At 47.5% G+C, this 11,696-nt stretch carries 14 protein-coding genes; 8 read left to right on the top strand and 6 right to left on the bottom strand.

Annotation, left to right across the window (positions count from 1 at the left end; genetic code table 11):
• Window positions 1–5 precede the first annotated feature (5 nt).
• The gene (gene aroF / locus QJS83_RS01160) at window positions 6–827 is read right to left on the bottom strand and encodes a 3-deoxy-7-phosphoheptulonate synthase (protein ID WP_284607010.1); all 822 of its coding nucleotides are present in this window, start codon (window positions 825–827) and stop codon (window positions 6–8) included.
• Between the two features lie 70 nt (window positions 828–897).
• On the opposite strand from aroF, the gene QJS83_RS01155 reads away from it, so the two are divergent.
• The 3 genes from QJS83_RS01155 to QJS83_RS01145 are packed head-to-tail and all read left to right on the top strand — an operon-like array spanning window position 898 to window position 4,309.
• Window positions 898–1,986: a chorismate-binding protein gene (locus QJS83_RS01155; RefSeq protein ID WP_284607009.1), complete on the top strand. Its 1,089-nt coding sequence runs from the start codon at window positions 898–900 to the stop codon at window positions 1,984–1,986.
• Window positions 1,983–3,554, top strand: coding sequence for a 2-succinyl-5-enolpyruvyl-6-hydroxy-3-cyclohexene-1-carboxylic-acid synthase (menD, locus tag QJS83_RS01150; protein WP_284607007.1), 1,572 nt, complete (start codon window positions 1,983–1,985; stop codon window positions 3,552–3,554). The genes QJS83_RS01155 and menD overlap by 4 nt, the downstream gene beginning before the upstream one ends.
• A complete protein-coding gene (locus tag QJS83_RS01145) occupies window positions 3,542–4,309 on the top strand; it encodes an alpha/beta fold hydrolase (RefSeq protein WP_284607006.1) in 768 nt (255 codons plus the stop codon). The genes menD and QJS83_RS01145 overlap by 13 nt, the downstream gene beginning before the upstream one ends.
• On the opposite strand, the gene QJS83_RS01140 is transcribed toward QJS83_RS01145, so the two are convergent.
• From QJS83_RS01140 to QJS83_RS01120, 5 genes are all read right to left on the bottom strand, one after another.
• On the bottom strand, window positions 4,289–5,134 hold the full coding sequence (locus tag QJS83_RS01140) for a S1 family peptidase (protein ID WP_284607005.1): 846 nt from the start codon (window positions 5,132–5,134) through the stop codon (window positions 4,289–4,291). The genes QJS83_RS01145 and QJS83_RS01140 overlap by 21 nt on opposite strands.
• 97 nt (window positions 5,135–5,231) lie before the next feature.
• Entirely contained in the window at window positions 5,232–6,071 is an 840-nt protein-coding gene (locus QJS83_RS01135) for a S1 family peptidase (RefSeq protein WP_284607003.1), read from the bottom strand.
• A 134-nt stretch (window positions 6,072–6,205) separates the two neighbouring features.
• A complete protein-coding gene (gene pip, locus QJS83_RS01130) occupies window positions 6,206–7,153 on the bottom strand; it encodes a prolyl aminopeptidase (RefSeq protein ID WP_284607001.1) in 948 nt (315 codons plus the stop codon).
• Window positions 7,154–7,201: 48 nt separating this feature from the next.
• Window positions 7,202–7,906, bottom strand: coding sequence for an HAD family hydrolase (locus QJS83_RS01125; protein WP_284606999.1), 705 nt, complete (start codon window positions 7,904–7,906; stop codon window positions 7,202–7,204).
• Entirely contained in the window at window positions 7,875–8,768 is an 894-nt protein-coding gene (locus QJS83_RS01120) for a YihY/virulence factor BrkB family protein (protein ID WP_284606997.1), read from the bottom strand. The genes QJS83_RS01125 and QJS83_RS01120 overlap by 32 nt, the downstream gene beginning before the upstream one ends.
• Before the next feature lie 227 nt (window positions 8,769–8,995).
• On the opposite strand from QJS83_RS01120, the gene QJS83_RS01115 reads away from it, so the two are divergent.
• The 5 genes from QJS83_RS01115 (at window position 8,996) to QJS83_RS01095 (ending at window position 11,696) form a co-directional block, all read left to right on the top strand.
• A complete protein-coding gene (locus tag QJS83_RS01115; RefSeq protein WP_284606995.1) occupies window positions 8,996–9,679 on the top strand; it encodes a sensor histidine kinase in 684 nt (227 codons plus the stop codon).
• Between the two features lie 149 nt (window positions 9,680–9,828).
• The gene (locus QJS83_RS01110) at window positions 9,829–10,278 is read left to right on the top strand and encodes a hypothetical protein (RefSeq protein WP_284606994.1); all 450 of its coding nucleotides are present in this window, start codon (window positions 9,829–9,831) and stop codon (window positions 10,276–10,278) included.
• A gap of 107 nt (window positions 10,279–10,385) precedes the next feature.
• Window positions 10,386–10,751 carry a helix-turn-helix domain-containing protein gene (locus QJS83_RS01105; RefSeq protein ID WP_284606992.1) on the top strand — a complete coding sequence of 122 codons (366 nt, stop codon included), beginning with the start codon at window positions 10,386–10,388 and terminating at the stop codon, window positions 10,749–10,751.
• The gene (locus QJS83_RS01100) at window positions 10,696–11,286 is read left to right on the top strand and encodes a hypothetical protein (RefSeq protein ID WP_284606990.1); all 591 of its coding nucleotides are present in this window, start codon (window positions 10,696–10,698) and stop codon (window positions 11,284–11,286) included. Before QJS83_RS01105 ends, QJS83_RS01100 begins: the two co-directional genes overlap by 56 nt.
• Window positions 11,283–11,696 carry a hypothetical protein gene (locus tag QJS83_RS01095; RefSeq protein WP_284606988.1) on the top strand — a complete coding sequence of 138 codons (414 nt, stop codon included), beginning with the start codon at window positions 11,283–11,285 and terminating at the stop codon, window positions 11,694–11,696. The genes QJS83_RS01100 and QJS83_RS01095 overlap by 4 nt, the downstream gene beginning before the upstream one ends.

Raw genomic sequence — 11,696 nt, 5'->3', positions numbered from 1 at the left:
AACGCCTATTTCTGTGTGTGAAGAGGACGATCCACAGCAACGAGGATCTTTTTAAGCTTCGCCATCATCGTTTCAAAGTCATTCAGAGTCAGAGCCTGCATGCCATCAGAAAGAGCTTCTGCGGGGCGAGGATGAACTTCAACGATGATACCATCGGCGCCGACAGCCGCCGCTGCGTAAGCCAAATCTGGAACAAGAGCGCGGATTCCCACTGCATGAGAAGGATCCACGATCACAGGCAAATGCGTATTCTTTTTTGCGAAAGCAACGGCATTAAGATCCAAAGTGTTGCGAGTCGCTGTTTCGAAAGTACGAATACCGCGCTCACACAAAATCACATTCGGGTTGCCGCCGGCAGTGACGTATTCTGCCGCTTTCACCCACTCTTCGATAAGAGCGGCGAAACCACGCTTCAACATCACCGGTTTTTTCTGCATGCCCAACTCTTTGAGCAAAGAGTAGTTGTGCATATTGCGAGAGCCGACTTGGAAACATTCAACGATGTCATAGATCTCTTCGATCTGACGGGGATCCGTCACTTCGGAAACCAGACTCATGCCCGTTTCTTTACAAACGGCTTTGATAAAATCAAAAGAGGAAGAGCCAAGTCCCTGGAAGGCTTTGGAGGATGTGCGCATCTTCCAGATACCGCCACGAAGAATGTGCGCTCCAGAGGCTTTTACGCCTTTCGCCGTTTCCATGAATTGCTCATAACTTTCGATAGAGCATGGGCCGGCGAAGACAGTGAATTGAGGGCCCCCAATATCATACCCAGCAACATTGACGATTTGGGTTGAGGGACTTGTTTGCATAGTTTGCGTTTCCATAATACGAACTTCTGTTGTTCACCCTTATTAAACATTTAACAACTTTATAGTTGAAAAAGAGGGCCCTTTTGTGGAACGGCAGAATAGCATAACGCTCGAAGGCATTACAAACTTTTTGGAGGCCGGGGCCCTTCTGCGCCATAGGGATCAATGGATTCTTATTGAGGGACCTTTTCAGCCTGCTACAAGTCAAAACAGTGATGAAATTACAGTGTTTTTTCCCGATTTCTACGACTTGAAGTCCGCACCTGCATGGGCAGGGCAAAAGCTCTACCGTCTGAACACGGAAACATTACGCGCGAATTGCGAGTCTTACTTGGCTCAGAACTCTACTGCTGAGGTCCCCTTAAAGAAGGCACCTTGGGAGGAGCCGCAAAAGGAACACTTCGCCGAAGATCTACGCGTTATTCAAGAGCGAATCACAAAAAAAGAGATCAATAAGGCTGTTCCAGCGGTTTTCGCGCGCTCCTCGCAAACAGTGACAGCTCCTGAGCGTGCGCGCATGATTTTACAACTTCTCAACGCTCCGACGACTCTTTACATCTACGGATTTTGGCAAAACGGTGAAGGCACTTTGGGAGCGACTCCGGAAGTGCTCTTTGATTACTCAAAAGGCTTGCTGAAGACGATGGCGCTCGCGGGCACGTGCCCTAAAAGCGAAAGCAGTGAACGTGATTCTTTGCTGAAAGACGCCAAGGAAATGGAAGAGCATCGCTATGTGACGGAAGACATCGTGGCTCGCCTTCAAGAGTGGGGTGTTGTTCTCAAGGACGGTCCTAAGATTGTCGAGCTTCCGACTCTGTATCATTTGAAAACCGACATTCAAGTGCAGTGTAAATTCAAACCTGATTTTTTCTCTTTAATCGAGAACCTGCATCCAACCCCGGCCTTGGGAGTTTCGCCGCGCATTTATGGTTACAAGTGGATGAAAGACCTTCCCGGGCAGGACGGGCGCCGCGGTTTCGGGGGGCCTTTCGCCTTTGTTGGTCCAGAGGAGGCTCTGTGTCTTGTCGCCATTCGAAATTTGCAGTGGAATAGGGAATTCTCCATGATTGGTTCCGGCTGCGGCGTTGTTGCCGCCAGTGAATTGGAACGCGAATGGAGAGAGTTATTTCAGAAACGCTTGTCAGTGAGAAAGATTTTGGGGCTTGAAGTATGACAAACATGGAACTCGCATCGAAAGTCATTCAAGAGTTGGTGCACACCGGAGTTCGCGAATTCGTTTTGTGCGCAGGAGCACGCAACAGCCCTCTAGTTCACATCCTCGACGAAAATAAAAACTTAAAAGTTTATTCTTTCTTTGAAGAACGTTCGGCAGCTTTTTTTGCTCTGGGCAGAATCGCAAGCACGCGTCGTCCAGTCGCGATCATCACGACTTCGGGAACTGCGGTTGCGGAACTTTTGCCGGCGGCGGTTGAAGGAACTTATTCTTCCTTGCCTTTGATCATGGTCACTGCGGATCGTCCTAAGCACTATCGCGGCACGGGCGCGCCACAGACGATTGAGCAAGTCGGTATTTTTTCTTACTACAATGAAGTGGCGTTGGATTTGGATAAAGAAAACTCGCACGTCTCTTTCAAATCTCTTTCTTGGAAAAAGCCGATTCACGTGAACATTTGTTTTGAAGAACCGCTTATTGACGGGCCGGTTCCAAAAATTGAATTTCCGACGGTTGCGGAAAGAACAAAACTTCCGGGACAAATTCCTTTGGGAACTTTGAAAGAGATGGAGAATTTCTTAAACTCTCACAAACCTCTTGTGATGGTGGGCATTCTTCCGGAAAAAGCGTACGGCACCGTTTTGGATTTCTTGAAGCAATACAAAGCGCCGGTTTACGCGGAAGGTATTTCAAGCCTGCGGGGTCATCCCGATATCAAGGATGTTGAAATTCGTTCGGGCGAAAACATGATCCACAGAATTATCCAATCCGGAGAGTGCGATTCTATTCTTCGTATTGGCGGAGTGCCCACGTCGCGATTCTGGCGCGATCTTGAAGGTAAATACAAAGACCTTCCTGTTTTCTCGGTCAGCTTCAATCACTACACGGGCTTGAGCCGTCCTGTGCAACATTGCAATTCACTGGATCTTTTGAGCCAAGTTGAGTTCTCTTATCCGCATCGCGAGAACGTAAAGCTTAACATCGAAGACAGTGCGCGCGCCGAAAACGTGCGTAAACTTCTTGAAAAATACCCAAGCTCTGAGCAAGGTTTGATTTATGCTCTTTCTCACAAGATGAAGGGGGCCTCGATTTATCTGGGCAACTCTTTGCCTATTCGCGAGTGGGATTCGTGCTCTTCCCACGATTGCATGCCTTTGCGTGTGGCAGCTAACCGCGGAGCCAACGGCATCGACGGGCAAGTTTCCACATTCTTAGGATGGGCGCATCCTGAGGCGGAGAACTGGTGTCTTGTTGGAGATTTAACAGCGATGTATGATTTATCGTCACTTTGGGTTACTTCTCAACTCGATGCACGTAAACTTCGCATTGTCGTGATAAACAATGGCGGAGGTCAGATCTTCTCGCGCATGTTCAAAAAAGAGATTTTCATAAACAAACACCAGATTTCGTTCGATTCATGGGCAAAGATGTGGAATTGGTCTTATCAAAAGTGGCATAATGTTCCTGTGAGCATCGAGTTGGCAGATCATCAAATCATCGAGTTGTGCCCGCATTGGGAACAAACGCAGGAATTCTGGAAGGAGTACGAGGCGCTGTGGAGAGAGTAAATCTCTTTTTCCTTCACGGATTTCTAGGAAGACCTTCGGACTGGGCTGTTGTTAAAGCCCATCTCCCGCAACGTGAAAATCTGCGTATTTTTACTCCGGACTATTTCAAAGAAATGAGCTTGGGCCCGCAGCACTCGTTTGCCAACTGGGGTGCGAACTTCACAAAGTTCGTGGAGCTTCACGGCTGTAGTGCGGATCGTAATATTCTTATTGGCTATTCCTTGGGTGGTCGTCTGGCTCTGCATGCTTTTGAAAAGAAACCGGCGTTGTGGCATAAGCTGATTCTTGTCTCTACCAATCCTGGCTTTAACGATCCTCATGAAACTTTCGATCCCAATTCCGAAGAGCGCCGCCAGCGTTGGATGTCCGATTCTTATTGGGCTGAAGAGTTTTTGAAAGCGCCCTGGGATATGGTCATTCGCAATTGGAATGCGCAACCTGTTTTTGGCGGCGGTGAAAACGAGCCCGTGCGTGTGGAAAAGGAATACTCGCGCGAAACCCTGAGCTTAGCTTTGACTCAGTGGTCTTTGGCTCAGCAAAAAAACATGCGACCTTTGTTGCAAAAGAACCTGCAAAAGATTTTATGGCTGACCGGAGAACGCGACGAGAAGTTCATGGAAATGTCTCGTCGTCTGGCGGAAGAGGTGCAGGGGCTGCGCACAGAGGTTGTCCCTGCTTCGTCTCATCGAGTGATTTTCGATAGCCCCAAAGAGCTGGGCGAAAGAATCAAAAATCTAGTTCAACAATTGCTTTGAGTGCGTGTCGATCCAAGAACGGAATTTTTTAACGTTCATGTAAATGGATTTTTCCGCGCACACGTCTTTATTCTGAATGTACTGATTGCGTTTGCCCGCGCTGATTTCGTCGGGAACGGACCAAGACACGGCGGAAGCAATCCCCACGACGTAATCGCGCTCCATATAGCGCATCAATGCAGGGCCACCCGAGTCGCCGTTGCAAATGCCCTTGCCGGATCTTTGATCGACAAAGAATTGCGTCTCGTCAGAGTTGAGGCTGTCGATTTTCAGTTCTACGTGGCGAAGCACGCCTGAACCTTGAATGTCATTCTGGGGCGTGCTTTTTCCCGAAGTGCGCCCGTAACCCACAGCCGTGAAGGCAAGACCTTTTAGCAGAGGAAACTTTTCGTCAGGGAGCAGAAGAGGCAAGTAACCCTCGGGTGCCGTTCCTTTGATGAGGATCAGACCCAAATCATGGCGATTTTGCGAACTGTTTTTGTCGTACTGCTTGCTCGCAAAAATTTTGTCAGCTTTTCGAAGCGTATAGTTTCCTGAAAGAGGATTAAGTCCAAAAGCCAATGAAAGGTCTTCGGCCTTGGTGCCCACGCAATGCGCGGCCGTCAGAATCATTCTCTTGGAAATCAAGAGACCTGTGCAGTTCTTCTTTGTCGGATTGTCGACGATAAGAACAACGTATTTAGATAGAATGTTATCTCGTGTGGTTTCTCGCCCGCCAACGATCGCATTTTCCGTTCCCGTGAAAATAACGTCTGAGTTTTGCGGACCCCCACAAGCCGTTAGTGCTAAAACGATAAAAGAGCTGACGTACTGCTTCGTTTTCATAACTCCCCAGGCATGCATGAGAATGAAATAACAAAAGGGCCGCTAATTTCCTAGCAGCCCTTTGCGTTTTGAAAAATTTTGATGTGATTTCTAGAGATTAATTCGCCGTTGAAACTTGCGGATTTACCAACGAGGTCGCTAGCTTATTTGCCATGCGATTGATCCACGTTTTGTAGAATAAAGCGCTCGTGTAAGCAGAGAATTGCGAGCAATCGTTGTTTTTATCGTCAACGCCACGGCTTGTAACACCCCACAAGTACAACTTGCCTTTAATTTCCAGGAACGCCGGTCCGCCAGAATCTCCGTGGCAGGCGCCTGTGCCGTCTCTTTGATCCAATTTGATTTCAGACGTGCTGAACTCAGGATCAGAGACCTTCACCGACGTTACGCGAAGAATGCCTGCGCCTTCGCCGGAAACTCCGTTAGAGATTCCGTATCCAGCAAGGATCACGGTCGCGTCTTTCTTAAGAAGTTTTTTCTTGTTTGTCGCGCTCAAGAACTTCGCTGGCTTGTATCCCGCAGGAACTTGCCCGACGAAGTGAATAAGAGCGATATCGCCAGTGTCTTTTTTCTCGTACTGACGTTCTTGCCAGTAAGGGGAAATTTCAACTTTGTCGACTTTAAGTTTAAAGCTTGTCGCTTCCAATTTTGTATCGAAGAAAATGTACATTTCTTCAGGGTAAGCGCCGATACAGTGAGCCGCTGTTAGAACAAGATTGTTAGGAAGTAATGAACCTGTGCAAAGTTGACCTTCTACGGGATCGTAAACAGCGACGATGCTTTCTTGAACTTTGTCTCCCGCCTGAACTTCTGTGCCGCCAATAATTCCATCAGCAGACATGTTTGTTTGAAGTTCAGAATTGTTTGATTGAGGTGTACATGCCGTTAGAGCTAAGCCTGAAACGATCCCCGCCAAAAACAATTTATTCAATTTCACTTGAATCCCCCCGGATTCACACCACAACCCCTTCGTGGTGCGTTGAGCTAATAAACCCAATTTGGAACCACTTTACAAGTCGATAATATTTATGGATTCCATAAGTGGAAAAGGTCTCCGGGGGAGTGAAAATGTTACAGATGCTTGACGGCCTCCGTGGCTTCAATAAGCGCTGAGCGTGTTCCCGGTTCTGAAGCCGCGTGGCCCGAGTCAGCGACCATTGTAAATTTTGCTTCCGGCCATGCTTTATGAAGCTCCCATGCAGAGCGTGCCGGACAGACCACGTCGTAGCGACCTTGCACGATATAACCAGGGATGTGGCGGATCTTATCGACGTTCTCCAAGATCCAATTGTTGGTGTTAAAGAACGCATTGTTCGTGAAGTAATGGCATTCGATACGAGCAAAACTCAACGCGTATTCAGGATCTTCAAATTCATCGATGGCTTCTTGGCTTACGATCAAGCGGGAGGTCGCTGCTTCCCATTTGCTCCATGCTTTAGCGGCTTGCAAACGAACGTCGGCATTTTCATGAGTCAGGCGTTTATAGTAAGCCGCGACCATGTCGTGTCTTTCGTTTTCTGGAATCGGTTTTAAATATTCATCCCACACGTCCGGGAAAATTTGTGAAGCGCCTTCTTGATAGAACCATTTAATTTCGGAAGGACGGCACAAGAAAATTCCGCGCAAAACCAAAGCTTTGACTTTATCAGGATGAGTGATCGCGTAAGTGAGGGCGAGGGTCGATCCCCAACTGCCGCCGAAAACCACCCACTTATCGATTTTGAGCATCTCACGAATAGTTTCAATGTCTTTCACCAAATCCCATGTCGTGTTTTCACGAAGCTCGGCGACGGGTTTGGATTGCCCTGAACCACGTTGGTCAAAAAGGATAATGCGATAAGTTTTTGGATCGAAGAAACGACGGTGATCGGGATGAATACCTCCGCCCGGTCCTCCGTGCAAAAAGACCACAGGTTTTCCTTGGGGATTTCCGCACTCTTCCCAATACAGAGTGTGAATGTCAGATACTTTCAACAGGCCTTTATTCAGAGGTTCGGTTTCAGGGAAAAAATCGCGCATAAGAAACTCCTTGTGGAAAAAGAGTATCCTGCGAGGTCGTTGTCTTTGTCAAAGCGCGGAGCGTGCCATGGCATGCAGTTTTTCGGGTATTTCCTCGATGGGAATCTGTTTCAATTTTGCAAAGAGTTCCTCAGGTCCCGAGAGAACGGCCACAGCTCCTTGCAAATCTTTTTCTTTCCAGCCGCCGCAGGTGAAGGCAATAGTTTGTACTCCGGCTTTTTCGGCGGCGGCGATGTCGTAGGGAGTGTCTCCTACCATCAATGTCATGCTGGGGCGAAGGTCGCCTTTTTGGAGGGCCGCTTCGATAATGTCAGGCGCGGGTTTAGATCTTTCCGCGTCGTCGGAACTCGTGGCTCCATCGACATATTTTTCAACTCCGGATTTTTTAAGGAGGGCTCCCAGGTCTTCTTTGGAAGCGGATGAAGCGGCGATGATTTTCAGGCCGGCTTTATGTAAGAGCTCAATCAGTTGTTGGGCATAAGGGAACGGCTGCAAGTGAGGAAGGTAATCCTGTTTAAAAATTTCAACGCGTCGTTTGTCGACTTTTTTGCCAAGGCCTTCTTCTTTGTGAAGCTGGGCGACGAGCGGCAGAAGATTGTCGCCTCCCATGCCGATTTTTTCCCGCACATCTTCGTACTTCACATGAATATCAAACTCGGCCAAAGCCTCTTGCCAAGCTTTGGCGTGAGCATCATTGCTGTCAATCAATGTGCCGTCGATATCAAGAAGCAGACCTTTGATCTTCTGGGACATTTTGTCTCTCCCATTCCGCTTTGTTGATCTCGTTTGCGATTTCCGCGCTGATAAAAATAATAATTGAAGAGTAGTAAACCCACATAAGGAAAACGATCAAAGACCCGGCCGCCCCGTACAAGTTGGCGACGGCACTTTGACCTAAGTACATTCCTATCAGTGACTTTCCGATGGAAAATAAAATCGCCGTGATCGCGCCTGCTGTAAAGGCAATGCCGGGACGTATCTGCCTTTGTGGAAGGAAATAATAAATCGCGGCAAAAAGAAAAGAGAAAACCAGAAACGACACGCCAAGATTGATGAACTCTCCCAGAATCGCGGCCGTACCGCTCAGAAACATGGAAAGCATCGAAGACACCACTAATGAGACGATCGAAATAAAAACAAAAGTAAGCACCATACCCATCGAGAATATTTTTTGTTTAATGAAGTTCCAGGCGGAAACGAAAAAGCCTTCCTTCTCGGGCTTCTTGAGATCTTCTTCTCGCACTTCAAAAATAATATTCAGAGACATACGCAGCTGACTGAAGATCGCACCCGCCGAAAACAAAAGGGTTATAAGCCCCGCTAAGCCGGCCCAGTCACGCACTTCCGGCGTTTGGCTGGCGTTTTTCGCAATGGCTTTGATGGTGTCCTGCGCGCGGCCTCCGACAAGACCTTCGACTTCCATAAGCAGCTCTTGTTTGAAGTTATCGCCAAGAAAAGACACAAAGGTCAGAAGAAGCACCAGAAGGGGAGCGAATGATAAAGCTGTATAGTAAGAAAGCGAAGCGGCTAGATCCAGAATTTTATCTCGATCTAATTTATCAATGAACTGACCGCTGAAGATTCTTTTGTAGGCGGTGATGACCCTTTGTTTCATGATAAAAGTATGACAGTGGATTTTTTGAAGTCCTTATTAACAAGCGGATTTGGTTAGAAACATAGGAAACGTATGTAAAAAATTTAGAGAGGCCGTTAGGGGAACTGCTAAATTGCACGAAATTTTTGGAGTTCCCAAAGTCGTTGTGCTAGTTCTTCTGGACGATTCAATTTAAAAGATCGTTCTAAGTAGCACGTCCGCTGGATCTAAGAATCAGGGGGATGTGTATGAATAATTATTATCTTGCCAATATCTCGCATGAGATCCGCACGCCGTTGGGCGCCGTTTTAGGATTTGCAGAAGTTTTATCTCAGCCGGATCTGACAGAGACCGAGCGCATGGAATCTCTTGAAGCCATTCGTCGTAACGGTGAACTTCTGCAACGGCTCATTGATGACCTCCTTGATTTAACAAAAATAGAAGCCCAGAAGCTTGAGTTCGAAGAGCGCGACTTTTCAGTCGGTACTTTGCTAAGCGACGTAAGAAAGGCCCTGACCTTAAAAGCGGCGGAAAGAAAACTAAATCTTATCATCGAAGAGCCTCTCGAGGACGTCGTATTGAGGGGCGACGCTTTGCGGATTAAACAGATCCTTTTTAACGTCATTGGCAACGCCTTGAAATTCACAGACAGCGGCGGTGTCTGGGTGCAGACGACATATCAAAATCGCACTTTGAAATTCACCGTTGAAGATACCGGTATTGGCTTAACCGAAGACGAGGTACAGCGTCTATTTCAACCTTTTAACCAGGCGGATTCCTCAATGGCGCGGCGATTTGGCGGCACAGGGTTGGGTCTTGTTATCTCAAGACAGCTTGCTCGGTTGATGGGCGGTGATCTTGTGCTTGTCAAAAGTGTGCGCGGTATGGGGTCTGTCTTCGAAATTTCGTTAAAGATCAAAAAAGCCTCATAGAATGTTCGCCCTGCGTTCATGCGCAACGAAGCAATTAACGTTTTCGTTTATTTTGTGACTGGGCGTCTCGGTTTGCGGCGGCAGCATCTTCAATAATACATCCTTCCTCACGGTACCAATCAATAACAACAATCCTTAGGAGGGATTTTATGAAGACTCTAGTTCTTGTTCTTGCGTTTCTAGGTATGGCTGGAACAGCTTCAGCCGCGTGTAAAGAAGGTCGTCGCAGCATTATCACGATTCATGATCACGATGATAGATCACGCACGGAAGTGCGCACGTGCGTGAACGGTTCGTATATGACGCCTGAAGAGAGAGCGAAATACATCTACAATCCGCGCACAACCTGCGTAGAAGGCTCAAAAGGTTGGGTGACTTTGTACGATGATAACAATGATCACTCGTACACAGAAATGCGTATCTGTCGAAACGGCTCTTATATGACGGATGAAGAAAGAGCGGCGTACGTTCGTGTCCCAAGAAATCGTTGTAAAGAAGGCTCTCGTCGTGTGGAGACTGTTCATGACAACGTTAACGATCACTCAGTGAACGTCACAAAAGTGTGCCGTGCTGGTAAATGGGTGAATGCAAGAAACTAGTCCGACAACCCTCTGGGCGAAGAGGCCGTAGGGTCTCTTCGCTTTTTGTCATTTTTATTACATCCTTAAAATTTGAATTAGCCTCTGGACGTCACTACATAGACGTCATGTCTCAGCCGATCTCTCACCTTAAACTCGAGCGCAGTGAAATATTCATGGCGCGAATTCGCGAAGCCTGCTCTTTGCTGGGTATTCGCCAAAAGGATCTTGCAGAGAGTTTGCAGCTTAAGCCCAGCCAAATGAATTTATACTTTCAAGGTAAAGTCGAAATGAGAACAGATCGTTTGCTTCCGCTTCTTGAAATTCTTGGCATCGACCTCGAACGGCAGTTGGAAGAAAGAATCAGAGAGCTCGGTGATACGACGACTTCTTTGCAGAATAGTGAAAACAAAGTGCTGGCGAAAATAGGACGCTTGGATGAATACAAAAGACAGTCTTTACTCAGAATTATCCACATTCTTGGATCCAAGTAAGACGGGGATTCCAGAGGCCGGGTTTAGTGCTGACGACTTTCTCGAGAAGGTGAAGGCGGATATTCGGCAGAACTATCAGTTCGCTCTTTTTAGTATTCTGCCAGGACTGGTTTCGGATTTAGATACACTCAAAAAATTAGCGAAGAAAATGGGCGTGGATCCTCAGACGAGCGCCGAGTTTTCATATCGCCTTTTGCGAGCGGGTCTTTGGAAGGTTGCAAACGAGCGTATCGAAACGAATTTTGAGTTCCTTAATTTGGGCGATATTTCCGTGAAAGATTATCTGGCGATGACCGTCAGTATTATTTCTCATCTTTCCGAATCGAAGTCCTATGAATATGACACGTTGTCAGTCGTTACCAATCGCGGACTTATTCGCGGTTTTATCACAAAAGTGAATCAAGCCCTTAAAGAGCTTCATGAAAAGTCGCACGAGGCGGAAGCTGCCAAAGAGTGCGTTTTTTCGTGGAGTCATACAGGTGTTATCGAACTTGAATATAGTGCGAAGAATTCGCATAAGGACCAAGAATTATGAAAAGTGCAGCCCGTGTTGGATGGATTTTTTTTCTAATGTTGTTGTCGATGCATACTTACGCTCAGAGCGTGGGAGGCGGAGGCAAAGGTGGCGGGGGTCTGCGTGGCGAAGCCAATTCCCTGCGCCGGGGCAGTGGCTGTGTCGAAGGTCGCAGGACTCTTTTTTATGAAGTTGAAAAGCGCTCAGGGAATCGAGTGACCGTTGTGCGCGAATGTCAAAACGGCAGCTATTATGATCTTTCCGATTACATTTATAATCCGCAAACTCGTTGCACAGAGGGACGTCGTGAGACGTGGACGGAAAGTGACCGCTGGGGAGATCGCGTGAAATCTGTCACCCGCATCTGCAAGAACGGCAAATGGATTCCTTATGAGCGCAAACCCCTCAGAATCCGCTGGCCGTGGTGGTAG

Origin of the sequence: Bdellovibrio sp. 22V, from assembly GCF_030169785.1 — a bacterium.
Taxonomy (GTDB): Bacteria; Bdellovibrionota; Bdellovibrionia; order Bdellovibrionales; family Bdellovibrionaceae; genus Bdellovibrio.
This window is presented reverse-complemented; position numbering and strand designations above follow the sequence as displayed.